Annotated in this window: 17 protein-coding genes; 4 read left to right on the forward strand and 13 right to left on the reverse strand. The window is 72.2% G+C overall.

Annotated features, from left to right (window positions below; translation table 11 throughout):
• Positions 1 to 11: 11 nt before the first annotated feature.
• From hydA to ACIQOE_RS10960, 7 genes are all read right to left on the reverse strand, one after another.
• Positions 12 to 1,415 carry a dihydropyrimidinase gene (hydA, locus tag ACIQOE_RS10930; protein WP_401410981.1) on the reverse strand — a complete coding sequence of 468 codons (1,404 nt, stop codon included), beginning with the start codon at positions 1,413 to 1,415 and terminating at the stop codon, positions 12 to 14.
• 103 nt (positions 1,416 to 1,518) lie between these two features.
• A complete protein-coding gene (locus tag ACIQOE_RS10935) occupies positions 1,519 to 2,361 on the reverse strand; it encodes a nitrilase-related carbon-nitrogen hydrolase (protein ID WP_351939673.1) in 843 nt (280 codons plus the stop codon).
• A gap of 170 nt (positions 2,362 to 2,531) precedes the next feature.
• Complete coding sequence (locus ACIQOE_RS10940; RefSeq protein ID WP_401410983.1) at positions 2,532 to 4,112, reverse strand: PucR family transcriptional regulator; 1,581 nt, start codon at positions 4,110 to 4,112, stop codon at positions 2,532 to 2,534.
• A 148-nt stretch (positions 4,113 to 4,260) separates the two neighbouring features.
• On the reverse strand, positions 4,261 to 5,544 hold the full coding sequence (locus ACIQOE_RS10945) for an aspartate aminotransferase family protein (protein WP_365561555.1): 1,284 nt from the start codon (positions 5,542 to 5,544) through the stop codon (positions 4,261 to 4,263).
• Positions 5,541 to 6,383 (reverse strand): nitrilase-related carbon-nitrogen hydrolase, encoded by an 843-nt coding sequence (locus ACIQOE_RS10950; RefSeq protein WP_351315358.1) that lies wholly within the window; start codon positions 6,381 to 6,383, stop codon positions 5,541 to 5,543. Before ACIQOE_RS10950 ends, ACIQOE_RS10945 begins: the two co-directional genes overlap by 4 nt.
• A 167-nt stretch (positions 6,384 to 6,550) precedes the next feature.
• Positions 6,551 to 8,398, reverse strand: coding sequence for a hypothetical protein (locus ACIQOE_RS10955; RefSeq protein WP_401410986.1), 1,848 nt, complete (start codon positions 8,396 to 8,398; stop codon positions 6,551 to 6,553).
• Positions 8,399 to 8,523: 125 nt separating this feature from the next.
• A complete protein-coding gene (locus ACIQOE_RS10960) occupies positions 8,524 to 8,775 on the reverse strand; it encodes a helix-turn-helix transcriptional regulator (RefSeq protein WP_351315363.1) in 252 nt (83 codons plus the stop codon).
• Between the two features lie 57 nt (positions 8,776 to 8,832).
• Between ACIQOE_RS10960 and map the strand changes: the two genes are divergently transcribed.
• Both map and ACIQOE_RS10970 read left to right on the forward strand, forming a co-directional pair.
• Positions 8,833 to 9,612: a type I methionyl aminopeptidase gene (gene map / locus ACIQOE_RS10965; protein ID WP_401410988.1), complete on the forward strand. Its 780-nt coding sequence runs from the start codon at positions 8,833 to 8,835 to the stop codon at positions 9,610 to 9,612.
• Between the two features lie 204 nt (positions 9,613 to 9,816).
• Positions 9,817 to 12,369 (forward strand): ATP-dependent Clp protease ATP-binding subunit, encoded by a 2,553-nt coding sequence (locus ACIQOE_RS10970; RefSeq protein ID WP_365561547.1) that lies wholly within the window; start codon positions 9,817 to 9,819, stop codon positions 12,367 to 12,369.
• Positions 12,370 to 12,429: 60 nt separating this feature from the next.
• Here ACIQOE_RS10970 and ggt read toward each other — a convergent pair whose 3' ends face one another.
• Positions 12,430 to 14,223, reverse strand: a complete 1,794-nt coding sequence (gene ggt, locus ACIQOE_RS10975; protein WP_365561545.1) for a gamma-glutamyltransferase — start codon at positions 14,221 to 14,223, stop codon at positions 12,430 to 12,432.
• 143 nt (positions 14,224 to 14,366) lie between these two features.
• Between ggt and ACIQOE_RS10980 the strand changes: the two genes are divergently transcribed.
• Entirely contained in the window at positions 14,367 to 15,131 is a 765-nt protein-coding gene (locus ACIQOE_RS10980) for a hypothetical protein (protein WP_401410991.1), read from the forward strand.
• Between the two features lie 116 nt (positions 15,132 to 15,247).
• The gene (locus ACIQOE_RS10985; RefSeq protein WP_401410993.1) at positions 15,248 to 16,801 is read left to right on the forward strand and encodes a CocE/NonD family hydrolase; all 1,554 of its coding nucleotides are present in this window, start codon (positions 15,248 to 15,250) and stop codon (positions 16,799 to 16,801) included.
• A 43-nt stretch (positions 16,802 to 16,844) separates the two neighbouring features.
• Here ACIQOE_RS10985 and ACIQOE_RS10990 read toward each other — a convergent pair whose 3' ends face one another.
• The 5 genes from ACIQOE_RS10990 to ACIQOE_RS11010 all read right to left on the reverse strand — a co-directional run bounded on the left by ACIQOE_RS10990 (position 16,845) and on the right by ACIQOE_RS11010 (position 20,580).
• On the reverse strand, positions 16,845 to 17,693 hold the full coding sequence (locus tag ACIQOE_RS10990) for an amino acid ABC transporter permease (protein ID WP_399011308.1): 849 nt from the start codon (positions 17,691 to 17,693) through the stop codon (positions 16,845 to 16,847).
• Positions 17,690 to 18,334 carry an amino acid ABC transporter permease gene (locus ACIQOE_RS10995; protein WP_365561532.1) on the reverse strand — a complete coding sequence of 215 codons (645 nt, stop codon included), beginning with the start codon at positions 18,332 to 18,334 and terminating at the stop codon, positions 17,690 to 17,692. Before ACIQOE_RS10995 ends, ACIQOE_RS10990 begins: the two co-directional genes overlap by 4 nt.
• A gap of 11 nt (positions 18,335 to 18,345) precedes the next feature.
• A complete protein-coding gene (locus tag ACIQOE_RS11000) occupies positions 18,346 to 19,278 on the reverse strand; it encodes a glutamate ABC transporter substrate-binding protein (protein WP_365561529.1) in 933 nt (310 codons plus the stop codon).
• 16 nt (positions 19,279 to 19,294) lie between these two features.
• Positions 19,295 to 20,038, reverse strand: coding sequence for an amino acid ABC transporter ATP-binding protein (locus tag ACIQOE_RS11005; protein ID WP_362648752.1), 744 nt, complete (start codon positions 20,036 to 20,038; stop codon positions 19,295 to 19,297).
• A gap of 134 nt (positions 20,039 to 20,172) precedes the next feature.
• Positions 20,173 to 20,580, reverse strand: coding sequence for a DUF6278 family protein (locus tag ACIQOE_RS11010; protein ID WP_351315392.1), 408 nt, complete (start codon positions 20,578 to 20,580; stop codon positions 20,173 to 20,175).
• Positions 20,581 to 20,591 lie beyond the last annotated feature (11 nt).

A 20,591-nucleotide genomic window follows, 5' to 3' on the forward strand; every position in this document is an offset into this window, starting at 1 on the left:
GGGCGCCACTCCTAGTTGAGGTACTGACAGGTGGAGCGCGGGGTGTAGACACCGTGCCCGGCGTGTCCGGTGTACTCCCGCTCGGTGATGACGGGTTCGCCGCGCGAGAGGACCGTCTCGACCCGGCCGGTGAGCCGCCTGCCCTCGTACGCCGAGTAGTCGACGTTCATGTGGTGGGTCTCGGCGGAGACGACCTGCTCGGCGTGCGGGTCGTAGATGACGACGTCGGCGTCGGCACCCGGGGTGATGGTGCCCTTCTTCGGGTACATCCCGAACATCCGCGCCGGGTTGGCGCAGGCGATCTCGATCCAGCGGCGGCGCGAGATGTGCCCGTCGACGACCGCCTGGTGGAGCAGGTCCATGCGGTTCTCGACGCCGGGCAGGCCGTTGGGGATCTTCGAGAAGTCGCCTCGTCCCAGCTCCTTCTGGCCGACGAAGCAGAACGGGCAGTGGTCGGTGGAGACCACCTGGAGGTCGTCGGTCCGCAGGCCCTGCCAGAGCTTGGCCTGGTGCTCCCTGGGCCGCAGCGGCGTGCTGCACACGTACTTCGAGCCCTCGAAGTCCGGCTCGGCGAGGTTGTCGGTCGACAGGAACAGGTACTGCGGGCAGGTCTCGCCGAAGACCGGCAGCCCCTCGTCGCGCGCCCGCGCCAGTTCGGCCACCGCCTCCATCGCCGAGACGTGGACGACGTACAGCGGCGCGCCGGCCACCTGCGCGAGCCTGATCGCCCGGTGCGTGGCCTCGGCCTCCAGGAGCGCCTTGCGGACCTCGCCGTGGAAGCGGGGGTCGGTCTCGCCGCGGGCCAGCGCCTGTTCCACCAGGACGTCGATCGCGATGCCGTTCTCGGCGTGCATCATGATCAGGCCGCCGTTCTCGGCGGAGCGCTGCATGGCGCGCAGGATCTGGCCGTCGTCGGAGTAGAAGACCCCGGGGTAGGCCATGAACTGCTTGAAGGAGGTCACGCCCTCCTCGACCAGCAGGTCCATCTCCTTGAGCGTGTCCTGGTTCACGTCGGAGACGATCATGTGGAAGCCGTAGTCGATCGCGCAGTTGCCCTCGGCCTTGGCGTGCCAGGCGTCGAGCCCCTCGCGCAGGCCGTGCCCGACGCTCTGCACGGCGAAGTCGACGATCGTCGTGGTACCGCCCCAGGCGGCGGCCCGGGTGCCGGTCTCGAAGGTGTCGGAGGCGAACGTGCCGCCGAACGGCAGCTCCATGTGGGTGTGGGCGTCGACGCCGCCCGGGATGACGTACTTTCCGGTGGCGTCGATGGTCCGCTCCGCGGTGAACGCCTCGGCGGCGGGGGTTCCGGAGGCGGCGAGGACGGCGATACGGCCGTCCTCGATCAGGACGTCGGCGTGGATCTCGTCGGACGCGGTGATGACGAGACCGCCGTGGATGAGGGTGCGGCCGGTCATGGGTTCACGCTCCGTTCGGTTGTCGGGAAGGTGCCGGTCGTCGGTGGCTGGTCGCGCGGTTCCTCCCCCGGCCTTCGGGGGCGCGGGACTTGCCGTCTGCTCGTCAGGGAGCCGTGATCGGGCCGTACGCGTCGGGGCGGCGGTCCCGGAAGAACTGCCAGCGGTCGCGGACCTCCCGCAGCTTGGCCAGGTCCAGGTCGCGGACGACGAGTTCGGTCTCCTTGTCGGAGGCCACCTCGCCGGCGAACTGGCCCTCCGGGTCGACGAAGTACGAGGTCCCGTAGAAGTCGTTGTCGCCCAGGTCCTCCACGCCGACCCGGTTGATCGCGCCGACGAAGTACTCGTTGGCGACGGCCGCCGCCGGCTGCTCCAGCTGCCAGAGGTAGCGGGAGAGTCCGCGCGAGGTGGCCGACGGGTTGAAGACGATCTCCGCACCGCCGAGGCCCAGCGCCCGCCAGCCCTCCGGGAAGTGCCGGTCGTAGCAGATGTAGACGCCGATCCGCCCGACCGCGGTCTCGAAGACCGGCCAGCCGGCGTTCCCCGGACGGAAGTAGAACTTCTCCCAGAAGCCGGGGACTTGGGGGATGTGGTGCTTGCGGTACTTGCCGAGGTAGGAGCCGTCCGCGTCGATCACGGCGGCGGTGTTGTAGAGGACGCCGGGCTGCTCCTCCTCGTACACCGGCAGGATCAGGACGATGCCCAGCTCCCGCGCGAGGGCCTGGAAGCGCTGGACGACCGGGCCGTCCGGCACCTGCTCGGCGTACTCGTAGAAGGCCTTGTCCTGGACCTGGCAGAAGTAGGGTCCGTAGAACAGCTCCTGGAAGCACAGGACCTGGGCGCCCTGGGCCGCCGCGTCGCGGGCGGCCTGCTCGTGGACCTGGATCATCGACTCCTTGTCGCCGGTCCAGGCGGTCTGGAACAGGGCGGCACGGATCACTCGGCTCATCGGGACCTCCGGTCGCTCGGGCGTCTGTCGCTCGATGTGCGAGGAGCCTAGAAAGCCCGCAAGCGCGCTTTGAGTGCCAGCGTGTCACGTCTGCGGGCGTTCCGCGTGTCACCGTGTCACGCGGTCCTCGGCTCATGTTTCACCGCCGTTCTCCCAGGTCGTCACATGTTTCACTGCTGTTGCGCGTCGTGCGCGAGGAGCGCGATGTGCACGGAGGCCGCCTGTTCGAAGTCGTCGAGGTCGACGCCGAGCCGGGCCTGTATGGCTTCCAGGCGGCGGTACAGCGCGGGCCGCGAGACGTGGTGCAGCTGCGCGGTGCGGGACTTGTTGCGCCCGGTGGCGAGGTAGGTCCGCAGGACGCCGAGCAGGTCCTGGTCGACGCCCTCGCCGCAGAGCAGCCCGTCCAGCTCGCGCTCGGCGAAGGACTGGACGTGCGGGTCGTCGCGGAGCAGCCGGATCAGGCCCCGCAGATGGACGTCCCGGAGCCGGACGACGGGCGGCAGGTCGAGGGCGGCCGAGGAGTCGGCGACGGCGTCGGCCACGTGCCGGGCCTCGCGCAGTCCGGCGGGCACGTCGTCCCAGGAGGTCCGGGGGCCGGCCGCGGCGACCACCGCGTGCGGCCCGGCCGACTCGCCGTGCAGCCGGACCGCGAAGTACGTGGCGAGGGCGTCGGCGTCCTGGTCGCGGGCGAGGCTGAGCAGGACGGCGGTGACGCGTTCGGTGAGTTCGGCGACGAGTCCGGGCAGCCCCAGCAGCCGCAGGACCCGCTCCAGCCGGGCGGCCTCGGCGTCCCGTACGACGACGGGCACGAAGGTCCGCCGGTTGACCGGGAGTCCGGCCGCCCGTGCCCTGGGCAGCAGCTGCCGGGCGGGGACGACTCCGGAGACCAGGTCGGTCAGCAGGCTCTGCGCGGACTGCTCCTCCCAGCTGCGGGCGGAGCCGCCGCCGAGCATGCGGTGCAGGACGACGGCCTCGGCCCCGCGGTCGGCGAGCAGCCGTCCGGTGACGGTGTCGCCGCGGTACCCGCAGAGCACGATCCGGCCCCAGCGCTCGCCGCGGCCGCCGAGTTCGGCCCGGATCCAGCCGTCGCCCTCGCCGCCGCCGGCCTGCCGGGCGATGCGCTCCCAGTCCCGCAGGACGTCGTCCACGGCCGACCGCTCCCCCGCGGTGGCCAGCACCCGGTGGGCGAGGTTGGTGACGACGACCGGGCAGGCGCTGTGCACGGCGACCTCGTCGAGGAGGCGTTGCAGGGGCGCGCCGGCGGTGATGAGACCGGTGAGGGCGGTACGGACCGACTCGGAGAGGCTGACGGCGGCGAACTTCCGCCGCACCAGCCGGGACTGGACCTCCTCGGTCAGTTCGGCGAAGGGGAAGGGGCGGTGCAGGACCACCAGGGGCAGGCCGCAGCGGTCCGCCGCGCGGCGCATCGCGTCGGGCGGGGACGGGAAGGCCCGGCCGAGGCCGAGGACGACCGCGGCGGCCTCGGCCCGGTGCAGGGCCTGGATGTACTCGGCCTGTTTGTGCGCGTCGTCGGCCAGCAGGACGCCGGTGGTGAGGACCATCTCGCCGCCGGTGAGCATGACTCCGACGTCGGGGGCCTCGGCGACGTGCACCCAGCGGACCGGGCGGTCGAGGTGGGCGGACCCGGCCACGACCTCGGGGTCTCCGGCCAGGACCCGTTCCAGGGCGAGGATCTGACGGACCGACAGTATGGGGTCGGTTGTCCTGACGGGCTCCCACGTGGCGGTCATCCTGCTGGTCCCTCGGTCGGGTTTCGGTGCGTCCGGGCCCGCGGGCCCGGTGGGGGCCGGTCGCGCAGTTCCCCGCGCCCCCGAAGGGGCCCGGCGGGAACTGCGCGACCAGCCACGGCGGCGCCGTGGCCGGCACCCGGCGGGTCGCCTAGTAGGCACTCCTCAGTGCCTGTTCGAGGATCGCGGCGCCTTCCTCCGCCTCCGCGACCGTCAGGGACAGCGGCGGGGCGATGCGCAGCGCGCTGGTGTTGTGGCCGCCGCCCTTGCCGATCAGGAGGCCGTTCTCCCTGGCCGATTCCAGGACGGCCGACGCCGACTTGGGATCGGCCTCGTCCGTGCCGGGCTTGACCAGTTCGACGCCGATCATCAGACCGCGGCCCCGCACCTCCCGTACGCCGGGCAGCTGGGCGGCGATGCAGCGGAGGCGTTCGATGAGGAGTCCGCCGACCCGGCGGGCGTTGCCCTGGAGGTCGTGGTCCAGCAGGTACGACAGGTTGGCGAGCCCCGCCGCCATGGTGATCTGGGTGCCGCCGAACGTCGAGATGCTGTTGGAGTCCAGGCAGTTCATGATCTCGGAGCGGGCGATCACCCCGCCGATGGACATGCCGTTGCCGATGCCCTTGGCGAAGGTGACGATGTCCGGCGGACCGCTCTGGCCGTGCGCCTGCCAGCCCCAGAAGTGCTCGCCGGTGCGGCCCCAGCCGGTCTGCACCTCGTCGGCGATCCAGAGGATGCCCTGTTCCTGGAGGACCTTGCGGAAGGCCGCGTACAGCCCGTCGGGCGGCGAGGTGAAACCGCCGACGCCCTGGATGGGTTCGGCGATCAGCGCGGCCGGCGGCCGGGTGTGGCCGAGGAGGTCGCGCAGGTCCTCGACGCAGGCCGCGACGAAGTCACGGTCGTTCAGTTCGGCGTACGGGCCGCGGGTGCGGACGCCGCCGTGCACGTACAGCGTCTGCAGCGGTGAGAGGGCGGTCGGCGACCAGCCCTTGTTGCCGGTGATGCCGACGGCGCTGAAGGAGCGGCCGTGGTAGCTGTTGCGCATCGCCAGGATCGTGTTGGTCCGGCGGTAGGTCGTCGCGAGCAGCAGGGCGGTGTCGTTGGCCTCGGTGCCGGAGGTGGTGAAGAAGACCCGGGCGTCCGGGATCCCGCTCAGGTGCGCGACCCGCTCGGCCAGTTCGACCATCGGCCGGTTGAGGTAGAGCGTGGAGGTGTGGATGATCCGCCCGGCCTGCTCGCTCACCGCCTTGGTGACCTCGGGCAGGGCGTGCGCGGTCATCGTGGTGAGGATGCCGCCGAAGAAGTCGAGGTAGCGGTTGCCGTCGGCGTCCCAGACGTGCCGGCCCTCGCCGTGCGTGATCTCCAGCGGCTCGTCGTAGTAGAGGGCCAGCCAGTCGGGCAGGACCTGGCGGTGGCGGGCGAAGAGGTCGTTCACGGCTGTACCAGCCCTTCGTAGGCGTCGGGACGGCGGTCACGGTAGAAGGCCCACTGCTGCCGTACCTCGTCGATCAGACCGAAGTCGAGGTCCCGGACGACGAGTTCCTCGTCCTTGTCGCTCGCGGCCTCCCCCACGAACTGCCCGCGCGGGTCGACGAAGTAGCTCGTCCCGTAGAAGTCGTTGTCCCCGTACTCCTCCCGGCCCACCCGGTTGATGGCGGCGACGAAGTACTCGTTGGCGACGGCGGCGGCGGGCTGCTCCAGCTGCCAGAGGTAGGCCGACAGGCCGCGCGAGGTGGCCGACGGGTTGTAGACCAGCTGGGCGCCGTTCAGGCCGAGTTGCCGCCAGCCCTCCGGGAAGTGCCGGTCGTAGCAGATGTACACACCGACCTTGCCGACGGCGGTGTCGAAGACCGGCCAGCCCGCGTTGCCCGGTTTGAAGTAGTACTTCTCCCAGAAGCCCTTGACCTGCGGGATGTGGTGCTTGCGGTACTTGCCGAGGACGCTGCCGTCGGCGTCGATCACGACGGCGGTGTTGTAGTAGAAGCCGGACTGCTCGACCTCGAAGACCGGGACGACGACCACCATGCCGGTCTCGCGGGCCAGTTCCCGCATCCGCTGGACCGTGGGGCCGTCCGGGACCGGCTCCGCCCAGCGGTAGTGCTCGGGCTCCTGGACCTGGCAGAAGTAGGGGGCGTTGAAGACTTCCTGGAATCCGATGATCTTCGCGCCCCTGCGGGCCGCCTCGCGGGCGAACTCCTCGTGTTTCGCCACCATGGACTCGGTGTCGCCGGTCCAGGTGGCCTGGACCAGAGCGGCACGTACGACGTTGGCCATGAGCTGCTCCTTCTACGCCCGTAGAGGGTCGAAAGTAAGCGTCCTCGGAGTCCTTGCCAAGACCATCGTCGTCAAGCCGCCGAGTCGATCTCGTTTCTTACCTGGCTGGCGGATGGGGGGCCGTTGCGCGGGCGCTCGGCGGCCGGTCGCGCCGTCGCCCGCGCCCCTCACGAGGCGAGGCCCGCCACCCTCAGCGCGTGGAGCAGGTCCCAGCGGCGCTGGTCGGAGATCCGCTCGGCCGAGCGGAGCAGCAGGGGCACCAGGCGCCGGGGATCCGGTTCGGCGCTGTGGGCCGCCTCCTGCGGCGGGCGGACCTCGACGTAGCTGTCCAGCAGGGCATCGGCCTCGCGGTGGCGGCCCGCCGTGTCCAGGGCGAGGACGGCCTCGCCGATCTCGGAGGCGGGACGGACGACGCCCTGGCGGAGGACCTGCCGGCCGTCGGCGATACGGCCCGCGGCGGTCAGCGCGTCGGCGGCGGCCACCAGCCGGGCGGCCGGCAGCGAGGCCGTCTCCCACAGCAGCGTGGTCCAGTCGGCGTCGAGCCCGGCGCGGTGCAGGGCGTCCGCGAGCAGCGGGAAGCGGGGCGCGGGCCAGTGGGCGGCCTCGGCCAGGAGCGCGTGCGCCTCTCCGGTGCGGCCCTCGGCCCGCAGCCGTTCGAGCCGCGCCACGGCGTCCGCCACGGCCTGCCCCGCCGCCTCGTCGGCCTCCTCCGGTGCCGGTTCCGGCCCCGCGGGCGCCTCGGCGGCTCCGGCGAACCGGGCGCCGCGCGGCGTGCGCCGGCCCGCGGCGGCCACCGGGACGGCCTCCGTCGGCGCCCCGGGCGGCGGACCGGGCGCGGCCTCGTCCTCTACCAGCCCCGCGAACCGCGCACTGCCCCGCCGCCGCTTGCGCCGCTTGGCGACGACCTGGCCCCGGCCTTCGGACGGCTCGCCGCCGGGCGCGACCCCGTCCGGGACGGCGGGCGACGGGAGGGGGCGGGCGGATGCCGGGGTGGCCTGGGTGGGAGGCACCGGAGCTGCGTCGGGGGCGGGGCGCGAGTCGGAGTGGGCGGCGGGGCCCGAGTCGGAGTGGGCGGCGGGTGCCGGGGAGGCCTGGGCGGGGGACGCCGGGTCGGCGTAGGCGGTGGATTCCAGGTCGGCGTGGACCGGCTCCGAGGCGGCGTAGGCGGGGCTCGGGACGGCGTGAGCAGGTCCCTGGGAGGCCTGGGCGGGCGCCGAGAAATCGTAAGCGGGTCCGGGGGCGGCCCTGGCGGGGCCCGGGTCGGCGTAGGCGGCGGATCCCGCGACGGTGTTCGTGGCGGGCGCCGGGTCCACGTAGGAGGCGCGGCCCGAATCTGCGTAGGCGGCGGATCCCGCGACGGTGTTCGAGGCGGGCGCCGGGTCCACGTAGGCGGCGGGGCCCGAGTCGGCGTAGGCGGCAGGTCGCGAGTCGGTGTGGGGCGCCGGTGCCGGGGCCGTGTGGATGGTCGACGTGGGGTCGGCGGCACGGGGTGGTGGGTGCGCCGCGGCCCGCCGTTCCCAGCGCGCGATCCGGTCCCGGAGTTCGGCGCAGCGGGCCGCGGCCCGTTCGTGGTCGTCGCGGGCCCAGGCGAGGTCGACGCCGAGGGAGTCGGCCTGAGCGCGGGAGCGTGCGGCGCCGTGGGCACGGCCGAGCTGGGCCAGGCGTTCGGCCGCGTAGCGCTGTTCACGGAGCATGGCGTCCAGGCGGTCGCCCAGGTCCTCCCGCGCGCCCGGCCGGGCGTCGTGCGCGGCGAGCGCGCCGGCGTGCAGCCTCCGGGTCCGCTCGGCGGCGCGGGCGGCGGTCTCGGGGCCGTAGGCGGACGCGAAGTCCTGGAGGAGCGCCGCCACGACGTCCCAGGGCGGCACCTCCAGGCCGTCGAGGCAGGCCCGCATGCCGTCGGGGTCGCGCTGCCAGAACACCGCGCACCAGCCGCCGTCCCGGTCCAGCCGGGCCAGCAGGCCGTCGAGGTGGTTCGCGAACTCCCGCACCCGGCCCGGGAGCTGGTCCACAGTCATCGCTCACTCCCGCCCGACCGGAACACTCCGGCTTCGTAGGCAACACCAGGTGTGTTACGGCGCTGCTACGGGGAGTTTTCGGCGGGCGCGCGGCGCCCTCACCGCGGGATTCCGGCCGACCGGTGTCACACCGGGACGAGGAGGCAGCGCACCACCAGTTCGTCCATCGACAATCCGAGCGCGCGGGCCAGCGCGGCGACGGTGAAGAAGGCCGGGGTCGGGGCCCGGCCGGTCTCGATCTTGCGGAGCGTCTCGGCCGAGATGCCGGCCTCGGCCGCCACCTCGGTCATGCTGCGGTCGCCGCGCGCCGCGCGCAGCAGCTGCCCGAGCCGCTCGCCGCGTTCGCGCTCTTCCGGAGTGAGTGGGGTGCGCACCATGCCGTCATTCTAGGGCGTGATTCTTAGCCGGTCGAGAAAGCCGGTATAGTAATTGGCATGGTGGAACTCAAGACAGACGTATCGATCGAGGCGATGTACGAGGCCGGCCAGGTCCTCGGGCAGGCCCTGACGGCCGTACGGGAGGCCGCCGCCGTCGGCGTCTCCCTGCTGGAGCTGGACGAGGTGGCACGCGGGGTGCTGAAGGAGGCCGGGGCCACCTCGCCGTTCCTCGGCTACCGGCCCTCCTTCGCGACGACCCCGTTCCCGGCCGTCATCTGCGCCTCGGTCAACGACGCGATCGTGCACGGCATCCCGACCTCCTACCGGCTGCGCGACGGCGACCTGGTCTCCATCGACTGCGGTGCCGAACTCGACGGCTGGGTCGGCGACTCGGCCATCAGCTTCACCGTCGGCCGGGCGCGCCCGGCGGACGTGCGGCTCGTGGAGACGGCCGAGCGGGCGCTGGCGGCCGGCATCGCGGCGGCGGTCGTCGGCAACCGCATCGGCGACATCGCGCACGCGGTCGGCAGGGTCTGCCGCGAGGCCGGCTACGGCATCCCGCAGGGCTTCGGCGGCCACGGCGTGGGCCGTCACATGCACGAGGACCCGGAGGTGCCCAACGAGGGCCGTCCCGGCCGCGGTCTCCCGCTCCGGCACGGCATGGCCCTCGCGATCGAGCCGATGCTGATCGGCAGCGGCCAGGACGGCTACCACGAGGCGCCCGACGGCTGGACGCTGCGCACGAACGACGGCTCCCGCGCCGCGCACGTCGAGCACACGGTGGCGGTCACCGACGCGGGTCCGCGGATCCTCACGGAGCGCGGTCCGCGGCGCTGACCCGGCTCCCGCCTGCGGTTTCGCGGGTGCCGAAGGGGACGGTCCGGGTCCCGCGGGGCGCCCGGGAAGTGCTGGACATGCCCCCCTCGGGCAGGCGTGCGAAGGTGGTGGGACCGGGCTGCGGGGGGCACCCGCGTGGACCGGCACGTCGACCAGCGAGCGCGTCCCGCCAGGCGCCGGGACGCCGGAACGGAACGAACGCTCATGAGCAGCGGTTACCCCGGACCGAGCGACTTCGGACAGGACCCCTTCGGTGAGTTCCTCGCCCGCTTCTTCGGCGGCGGCGGGGAACGCCAGGGCCCCCGTCAGATAGACATCGGCAGGCTGCTCAGCCAGCCCGCCCGGGAACTGGTCAAGGGCGCCGCCCAGTACGCCGCCGAACACGGCAGCCGGGATCTCGACACCGAGCATCTGCTGCGCGCGGCGCTGACGGCGGAGCCGACCCGCTCCCTGCTCAGCAGGTCCGGCGCGGATCCCGACTCGCTGGCCACCGAGATCGACGGCCGCGCCGGCCCCGTCCAGCACCCGCCGGGCGAGGCTCCCCCGCCGACCTCGCTGTCCCTGACCCCGGCCGTCAAGCGCGCCCTGCTGGACGCGCACGACCTGGCGCGGGCCGGCGGCGCCGGCTACATCGGCCCCGAACACGTGCTGGGCGCGCTCGCCGCCAACCCGGACTCGGCCGCCGGGCACATCCTGAACGCGGCCCGGTTCGCCGCCGGCCTGCCCGCGGACGTCCCGGACACCGACCGCGTCCTGACCGGCCCGGACAGCCGCCGCCGTACCGGCACGCCCACGCTGGACAAGTACGGCCGCGACCTGACCGAACTCGCCGCAGAGGGCCGCATCGACCCGGTCATCGGCCGTGAGGACGAGATCGAGCAGACCATCGAGGTGCTCTCCCGGCGCGGGAAGAACAACCCGGTGCTGATCGGTGACGCCGGGGTCGGCAAGACCGCGATCGTCGAGGGGCTGGCCCAGCGGATCGCCGATGCGGACGTGCCGGACATCCTCGCCGGGCGCCGGGTGATCGCCCTCGACATGTCCGCCGTGGTGGCGGGCACCCGTTTCCGCGGCGACTTCGAGGAACGCCTCACCACGATCGTGAACGAGATCCGCGCCCACTCCGACCAGCTGATCGTCTTCATCGACGAGCTGCACACCGTGGTGGGCGCCGGGGGCGGAGGCGAGGGCGGCTCGATGGACGCGGGCAACATCCTCAAGCCGGCGCTGGCCCGCGGGGAGCTGCACATCGTCGGCGCGACCACGCTGGAGGAGTTCCGCAAGATCGAGAAGGACGCGGCGCTGGCCCGCCGGTTCCAGCCGATCCTGGTGCCCGAGCCGACCGTCCCGGACACCATCGAGATCCTGCGCGGCCTGCGCGACCGCTACGAGGCCCACCACCAGGTCCGCTACACCGACGAGGCGCTGGTCGCCGCCGTGGAGCTGTCCGACCGCTACCTCACCGACCGCCGGCTCCCCGACAAGGCGATCGACCTGATCGACCAGGCCGGTGCCCGCGTCCGTCTCGGCTCCCGCGCCAAGGGCAGCGACGTACGGGCCATGGAACGCGAGATCGAGCAGCTGACCCGGGACAAGGACCAGGCGGTCGCCGACGAGAGCTACGAGCACGCCACCCAGCTCCGCGACCGCGTGGGCGAGTTGAAGCGGCGGATCACCGAACTCTCCGGCGAGGACGAGGCCGACGAGGGGATGAACCTGGAGGTGACGGCCGAGGCGATCGCCGAGGTGGTCTCCCGCCAGACCGGCATCCCGGTCAGCAGCCTCACCCAGGAGGAGAAGGAACGGCTGCTCGGCCTTGAGTCCCACCTGCACCAGCGGGTCATCGGCCAGAACGAGGCGGTCGCGGCCGTCTCCGAGGCGGTGCTGCGCTCCCGCGCCGGGCTCGCCAGCCCGGACCGTCCGATCGGCAGCTTCCTCTTCCTCGGCCCGACCGGCGTCGGCAAGACCGAACTGGCGCGCGCGCTCGCCGAGGTGCTGTTCGGCAGCGAGGACCGGATGGTGCGCCTGGACATGAGCGAGTACCAGGAACGCCACACCGTCTCCCGCCTGGTCGGCGCCCCGCCCGGGTACGTCGGCCACGAGGAGGCGGGCCAGCTCACCGAGGTGGTCCGCCGCCACCCCTACTCGCTGCTGCTCCTCGACGAGGTGGAGAAGGCCCACCCGGACGTCTTCAACATCCTGCTCCAGGTCCTGGACGACGGGCGTCTGACCGACTCGCAGGGCCGCACGGTGGACTTCACCAACACGGTCATCGTGATGACGAGCAACCTGGGCTCGGACGTGATCACCCGGCGCGGTGCCGGCATCGGCTTCGGGCCCGGCGGCGAGGAGGCGACGGAGGAGGCGCGCCGTGAGCAGGTGCTGCGCCCGCTCCGCGAGCACTTCCGCCCGGAGTTCCTGAACCGCATCGACGAGATCGTGGTCTTCCGCCAGCTCAGCAGCGACCAGCTGCACCAGATCACCGAGCTGCTGCTGGAGCACACCCGCCGCATGCTGCACGCGCAGGGCATCACCGCGCACTTCACGGACGCGGCGGTCGACTGGCTGGCGGAGCACGGCTACCGGCCGGAGTACGGGGCGCGGCCGCTGCGGCGGACCATCCAGCGGGAGGTCGACAACCAGCTGTCGCGGCTGCTCCTGGACGGCACGGTCACGGAGGGCGGTTCGGTGACCGTGGACGTGGCGGGCGGAAGCCTGGTGTTCCGGAAGCCGGACCCCTCGAACGCGCCCGTCTGAGGCCTCGGCCGAGGGTGCGGGAGGCCGGCGACCGGCTCGCGCGCACCCTCGGCCGTGCGGCTAGCGGGCGGGACGCACGACCTGTGCGGACCCGCCGCCGCGGCGTACCGTCTCGGCAGCCGCCAGCCACTTCCCGCCGGGCAGCCGCTGCACGCCCGTGGCCGCCCCGATCTCGGGATTCAGCGAGAACGCGTGGCCGATCGCCTCCAGCTTGCCGCGCAGCACCGGGTCGTTGTACAGCGCGGGCTCCAACTCGGTGGTGGCGGCGTTGCGCTGCGAGGCCCGGGGCGCGGCGATCGCGTCCACCAGCGGCAGATGACGGTCGAGGAACTCCGTCAGCACCTGGAGCACGGTGGTGATGATGGTCGCCCCGCCGGGTGAACCGAGCGCCACCACGGGCCGGTCGGCCTTGTCGAGCACGATCGTCGGCGAGATCGAGGACCGCGGCCGCTTCCCAGGCCCCGGCAGGTTCGGGTCGTGGACCGCCGGGTTCGCCGGGGCGAAGGAGAAGTCGGTCAGCTCGTTGTTGAGCAGGAATCCCCGTCCGGGGACCGTGATCGCGCTGCCGCCGGTCTGTTCGATGGTCAGCGTGTAGGAGACGACGTTGCCCCACTTGTCGGCGACCGTGAGGTGGGTGGTGTTCTCGCCCTCGTAGGTGGTCGGCGCCGCGGTGCCGGTCGATCCCGGGTGGTTCGGGTCGCCGGGCGCGACCGGGCTGGTCAGCACGGAGTCGTCGTGGATCAGCGCGGCCCGCTCGTCGGCGTACCGCTGCGACAGCAGCCCCTTGGTCGGCACGTCCTCGAACGCGGGGTCGCCGACCCACCGTCCGCGGTCCGCGAACGAGATCCGGCTCGCCTCGATGAAGTGGTGCAGGTACTGGACCTCGTCCGCCTTCGAGAGGTTCGTGTTCTCCAGGATGTTGAGGGCTTCCCCGACTGTCGTCCCGCCGGACGAGGAGGGCGCGATCGAGTACACCTTCAGCCCGCGGTACGACGTCTCGGTGGGCGCCTGCGTCTTGGCCCGGTAGGCGGCCAGGTCCTTCGCCGACAGTCGGCCCGGACGGGCCTTCCAGCCCGAACCGGGGTCCACCGGCGGCTTGTCGACCGTCGCCACGATGTCCTTGCCGAGGTCTCCGTGGTAGATCGCGCCGACCCCCTTGCGTGCCAGCTCCCGGTAGGTCGCGGCCAGGTCGGGGTTCTTGAAGACGGAGCCGACCGCGGGCAGCTTCCCGCCCGGCAGGAACAGCTTCGCGGTGTCGGGGAAGTACCGGAACCGGGTCTCGTTGGACGCGGTCTGCGACCGGAAGGTGTCGTCGACGACGAATCCGTCGCGCGCGATCCGTTCGGCGGGCGCGAGCACCGTCCCGAGCCGTTCGGACCCCCACCGGTCGAGCGCGGTCTGCCAGGTGGCCGGGGTTCCCGGGGTGCCGACGCTGAGTCCGCTGCTGACGGCGTCCGCGAAGGCGAGCGGCTTGCCGTTCTCCGTGAAGAGGCCGGGGCCGGCGGTCAGCGGCGCGGTCTCGCGGCCGTCGATCGTGTGCACCGTGCGGGACTTGGCGTCGTAGTAGACGAAGTAGCCGCCACCGCCGACGCCGGAGGAGTAGGGCTCGGTGACCCCGAGCGCGGCGGCGGTCGCCACGGCCGCGTCGACCGCGTTGCCGCCCTTGCGGAGCACCTCGATGCCGGCGGCGGTGGCGTCCGCGTCGACGCTGGAGACCGCTCCGCCGTACCCGACGGCCACCGGCGATTTCGCGGGGGGTGTGCCGCCCGCGGCGGGAGGCGCGGCCGCCCCCACCGACACCACGACGGCCGAGACCGCCAGGACGGTCAGTTTCCGCGTGACAGGGCGACGCATCCGCACCTCCAGTTCCGGAACGTCCGCGCAGCGTATCGGCGGGGCCCCGGCCCCGACAGCCGTATTCAGGGCACTGTCATACGACCGCCACACTTCGAACACGGGTACGTTCCGGCCATCCGCGACCGCTAGCATGCGCGCCCATGAATGACGACCTGCGCAACATTATCCTCGGCGTCGTGGCCGCCGGCATCAGCGCTGCGCTCGGCTGGCTGGCCCGCACCGCCCTGTCGCGGCGGGCCCTGCGCCGCAAGCAGGCCTTTCTCGGGCTGCCGGAGAACTCCGAGTCGCTGCTGGTCGTCAACCGAGATCCGGCCACCTCCGAACCGGCCGTGCACCGCTTCGACGTGTACGCCCTCCTGGAGCTGGCCTCGCTGATCAGGGACTGCCGCGCCAACCTCCAGATGGTGACGCAGGACAACGTCCAGCAGGGCTTCGGCGAGCGCACGGAGTTCTGCGTGGGCGGCCCCGGGTCGAACCGGCGCATGGTGGCGCACATGTCGGCGATGCTGCCCGGCGTGCGCGTCAACGTCGACCCGGAGCCGGGCCCGGACCGCGGTGCCTTCCAGATCGGCGCCGAGCGCTACCGCCTCGAACCGGGCGTCACCGAGTACGTGCTGCTCGCACGGCTCACCGCGGGCCAGCGCCCGGACGCCCGGCCGGTGTTCCTCTTCTGCGGACAGCGCGCGATCACCAACCAGGCCGCCACCCGCTACCTCGCCCGCAACCACCAGCGGCTCGCCCGCAGACACGGCAACGGCACGTTCGTACTGCTCCTCAAGGTCGTCAACTCGCAGGCGTACGGGCCCGACGTGGTCGAACTCGTCGAGGACGTCACCCGTGCCGCGCAGGCTCCGCTGCCGCCCGCCGCGACCGCGCCCTCCCCCGCCTCGCACCGCGCCCCCTGATCGCCCGCACGATTCAACAATCGTTACTGGCACGTAACTTACCGACGGGTTACTTGCGGTAAGAGGTCACGGCTACCGTCGGGTCACTTTGCACTGACACGAGTGAGGAGTGACCCATGGGACACGGTCGCACCACCGCCGCGGGCGCCGTCACGGCCGCCCTGATCGCCGGCACCCTCATCGGCCTGGCCCCCACCGCCCAGGCCGCCGCACCCGTCCGCTTCGTCGACATCACCGGCGACGGCGGCACGGTGCTCAAGGCGAACGTCGTCGCACCCGCGAACGCCGACGCCGCACGGCGCTACCCGCTCGTCGTGCTGCCCACGAGCTGGTCGCTGCCCCAGGTCGAGTACCTGGCCCAAGCCCAGAAGCTCGCCGACTCCGGCTACATCGTGCTCAGTTACAACGTGCGCGGGTTCTGGCAGTCCGGCGGGCAGATAGAAGTGGCCGGTCCGCCGGACGTGGCGGACGCGTCCAGGGTCATCGACTGGGCCCTCGCCAACACCGCGGCCGATCCCGCGCACATCGGCATCGCGGGAGTCTCCTACGGAGCCGGGATCAGCCTGCTGGCCGCCGCGCACGACAAGCGCATCAAGGCGGTCGGCGCGCTCAGCGGCTGGGCCGACCTGATCGACTCGATCTACTCCGGCCGGACCCAGCACGTCGAGGCGACCGCCCTGCTGGACGGCTCGGCGACCCTGACCGGGCGCGAGAGCCCCGAAGTCCGGCAGATCTTCCAGGACTTCTACGCCTCGGACCTGGAGCGGGAACAGGACATGATCGCCTGGGGGCGGAAACGTTCCGCCGCGACCTACCTCGACCAGCTCAACGCGAACGGCCCGGCCGTCTTCATGGCCAACGCCTGGAGCGACTCCATCTTCCCGGCCAACCAGTACGCCGACTTCTACGGGAAGCTGACCGGCCCCAAGCGCCTGGAGCTGCGTCCCGGCGACCACGCCACCGCCGAGCTGACCGGCCTGCTCGGACTGCCCAACGACGTGTGGACCGACACCAAGCGCTGGTTCGACCACTACCTCAAGGGCGCGGACAACGGCGTCGACCGCGAACAGCCGGTGCAGCTCGCGTCACGCACCGACGGCGGCTACGAGGGCTACCCGGACTGGAAGTCGGTGGGCGCCACCCGCTCCAAGATGGCCCTGGCCGGGTCGACCACGATCCACGCGAACGTCGACTCGGGCGCGGACGGCGGGGTGGTGCTCCTGTCCGGCCTGCTCGACCAGATCGCCCGGCTGCCCCCGGTCGCCTCGATCCCGCTGCTGCCCCGCCGCTGGGCCGCCGTCTGGCAGTCCGAGCGGTACGGCAGCACCCGGCGGGTGCGCGGCACGGCACGGCTGCACACCACCCTCACCCCGACCAAGGAGAGCGGCACCCTCGTCGCCTACCTGTACGACGTGGGCCCGCTGGGCCTCGGCAAGCTGGTCACCCACGCGCCGTACACCTGGTACGACCGCACCCCCGGCCAGGCGTTCGACGTTGACCTGGACCTGTTCTCCACGGCCTACGACGTGCCGGCCGGGCACCGGCTCGCGCTGGTGGTCGACACGGTGGACCCGCTCTACATCGAGCACAACCCGTCCGGCGCGCAGCTGACCTTCTCCTCGCCGGTGGACGACCCGTCGTACGTGTCCGTCCCGCTGCGCGAGCAGTGATCTCCGGCTGCCGCCGGCCGGGCCTGGCCCTGGCTGCCGCCCCCTACGGCAGCAGCGTCCCCGGTTCGGCCGGGGCCGCCACGGCGGCCTCGGTCCTGGGACTGCGCTGCTCCCTTCTGGCCACCCAGCCGGCGAACCACGAGAGCAACATGCACATCCCGATGTAGATCGGCGAGATCACCATCACCACGGGGATGAAGGGCAAATCGTAGTCGAGGTTGGACGCGATCAGTTTCCCGGCATGGAGGAACTCCTCGTAGGTGATGAGGTAACCCAGCGAGGTGTCCTTGAGGGCCACCACGAGCTGGCTGATGATGGCGGGCAGCATGGCCCGCACGGCCTGCGGCACCAGGACGTACGACATGACCTGGGTCTTGCGCATGCCGAGCGCGAACGCGGCCTCCCGCTGGCCGCGTTCGACGCCGTTCACCCCGGAGCGGAACACCTCGGCGAGCACCGAGCCGTTGTAGAGGGTGAGTCCGGCCACCAGGGCGGGCAGCGGCTGGACCTTGAGCGCCACGAAGATGAAGAAGATCATGACGAGGACGGGCATGGCCCGGAAGAACTCCACGACGGCGGTGGCCGACCAGCGCAGCGCGCGGTGCTCGGAGAGCCGGCCGGTGGCCAGCAGGCCGCCGAGCGCCAGGGAGAGGACGGCGGCCGCCGCGAACGCCGCGAGCGTGTTGCCGAGGCCGCGCAGCAGGAGTTCCTGGATTCCCTTGTAGGCGAAGGGCATCCACTTGGTCCGGGTGAACTGGGCGGTGTCGAGAAGGAGATACAGGATCCAGACGGCCAGGGCGAGGACGACGAGGGCCGACAGGAGGCCGTACAGCGTGTGCCGTCGCCGGGTGACGGGTCCCGGGACGTCGTAGAGCGCGGTCGCCTCGCTCATCGGGCGGTCCCCCACTTCCGCTCCAGCACGCCGAACAGCGCGCTGATGGCCAGGGTGATGACGAGGTAGCCTGCGGCGATCCACACGAACGTCCAGACGATGTCGTAGCCGAGTTCGCTCAGCGTCTTGTAGGTGCCGAGGAGTTCGGTGACGCTGAACGCTCCCGCGATCGCGGAGTTCTTGGCGAGCGCGATGAGGGTGGAGCCGACCGGCGGGATGACCGAGCGGAACGCCTGCGGCAGGATCACCAGACCGAGGGTCTGTCCGAAGGTCATGCCGAGGCTGCGGGCGGCCTCGCCCTGTCCCTTCGGCACGGTGTTGATGCCGGCGCGCAGCGCCTCGCAGATGAACGCCGAGGTGTAGGAGCCGAGCGCGAGGACCGCGAACACCTGGAAGGGCAGCACGAGTCCGAACCGGGGCAGGCCGAGCAGCACCGCGAAGAACAGCAGGGTGAGCGGGGTGTTGCGGAGCACGGTGACCCAGGCCGTGCCGAGGAAGCGCAGCGAGCCGACGGGCGCGACCCGGAAGGACGCCGTCAGGAAGCCCAGGACGAGGGCCAGCGCCGAGGCGTAGACGGTCAGTCGGAGGGTGCCGAGGAAACCCTCGGCGTACGTGCGGAAGTTGTCCGTCAGTACGTTCATGCCGGCCTCGCTCAGCTCGCGGGATAGCGGTCGATCGGGGGCGGTTGGGGGGCGGGCACGCCGGACAGGCCGAGCGTCGCGTCGTACGCCTTCTTCCAGTCGCCGTTCTTCTCACGGGCCTCCAGGGCGTCGTCCATCGCGAAGCGCAGCGCGGTGTCCTCGCGCGGCACTCCGATGCCGTACGGCTCCCGGGAGAAGGGCTTGCCGACGACCCTGAGTTCGCCGGGGGCCTTCGCCGCGTAGCCGATGAGGATCGCGTCGTCGGTGGTGACGGCGGCGACCTGATAGGTGAGCAGGTTGTCCACGCACACCGAGTAGGTGTCGTAGGCGACCAGGACCGCCTTCGGGTAGTCGGCCCTGATCCGCTGGTACGGCGTCGAGCCGGCGGCCGAGCAGACGCGCCGGCCCGCGAGGTCCTGCGGGCCGTGGATGTCGTTCTCGTCGTGGCGCACCAGCAGGGACTGGCCCGCCAGGTAGTAGGGCCCGGCGAAGCCGACCAGGTTGCGGCGGTTGGCGTTGATGGTGTAAGTGCCGACGTAGTAGTCGATCTGGCCGTTCTGCAGGGCGGTCTCGCGGTTGGCGGAGGCGATGGTGCGGAAGCGGACGGTCGCCGGCGGGAGCCCGAGGGAGGCGGACATCATCCTGGCGATCTCGATGTCGAAGCCCGAGTAGGCGCCGGTGGCCGGGTCCCGCTCGCCGAGGTAGGGCTGGTCCTCCTTGGCGCCCACCACGAAGTAGCCGCGCCGGACGGCCCTGGTCCAGGTCGGGGACGCGGGCAGCCGTACGTTCCGCGCCACCTGGTAGTGCGGGAGCGTGCCGGCCGCCGGGCCCTTCCGGGGCGGGCTGCCCTCCTTGCCGCAGCCCGCGGCCGCGGCGGCGAGCAGCACGGCGCACAGGACGCCCAGCAGGGCCGGGACGGCGGGCGGACGGGTGCTGTGGACCATGGTCGCGCTCCCCCGCTCAGTGCTTGAGGACCGAGGCGAGGAAGTCCCTGGCGCGCCCGCTGCGCGGGGCGGTGAAGAACTCCTCCGGGGCGCGGTCCTCGACGATCCGGCCGTCGGCCATGAACGCCACGCGGTGCGCGGCGGAGCGGGCGAAGCCCATCTCGTGGGTGACGACGACCATGGTCATGCCGTCCCGGGCGAGCTGCCGCATCACGTCGAGGACCTCGTTGATCATCTCGGGGTCGAGGGCCGAGGTGGGCTCGTCGAAGAGCAGGGCCCTGGGTTCCATGGCGAGGGCGCGGGCGATGGCCACCCGCTGCTGCTGGCCGCCGGAGAGCTGGGCGGGGAACTTCCCGGCGTGCGCCGACAGGCCCACGCGGTCCAGGAGCTCCAGCGAGCGCCGGTCGGCCTGCTCCCGGCCGCGCCGGCGGACCTTGACCTGGGCGAGGGAGACGTTCTGCAGGACCGTCTTGTGGGCGAACAGGTTGAAGGACTGGAAGACCATGCCGACCTCGGCGCGGAGCCGCGCGAGGGCCCTGCCCTCCTCGGGGAGCGGCCGCCCGTCGAGCATGATCCTTCCGGACTGGATGGTCTCCAGGCGGTTGATCGTGCGGCACAACGTCGACTTGCCCGATCCCGAGGGGCCGATGACGGCGACCACCTCGCCCCTGCCGACGGCGAGGTCGACGTCCCGCAGGACGTGGTGCTCGCCGTAGTACTTGTTGACGTCACGCAGCTCGATCAAAGGATCGGCGGCCATACGCAGCCCTACCCACTCTCAGCCGTGTCGTGGTCGCCGCAAACTATCCAGCCGGGCGAGGACGTGGGGCACGACACGCACTTTTCGGGCATTAGCCGTATTTACACCGTCTTTATGGCGACCTCCGCCGCCGGTCAGGCCTCGGCGACCTCCGCGTAGAGCTGGGACAGCTCGGGGACTCCGCTCGCGGCCCAGTCGTGACCGGACTCCACGACCTCGAACTCCCGCCCGGACGTCAGCCGCACGACCGGCTCCCCGTCCTCGCGGATCTCCCACCGGGCGCCGGCCACGGTCCGGATCAGGACGGTGCCCAGATACAGACCGGCGTCGGTGCCGAGCCAGGTCAGGGTCTCCTCGTCGTCCCGCCAGCGCGGGATCAACTGGTCGAGGGCCTCCAGCGAGGCCGGGGTGTCGTCGAGCACGACACCGTCCTCGGCCGCCTGGGCGCGCAGCAGCTCGCACTCGGCGAGCAGGTCGGGGTCGGCGGTCGGGGGGACACCGCCGGCCTTGGTGTGCCTGTTACCCAGAAAAGGGATGTTCATGGAGCCAGGTT

The organism is Streptomyces sp. NPDC091282 (assembly GCF_044757385.1).
Classification (GTDB): domain Bacteria; phylum Actinomycetota; class Actinomycetes; order Streptomycetales; family Streptomycetaceae; genus Streptomyces; species Streptomyces gramineus.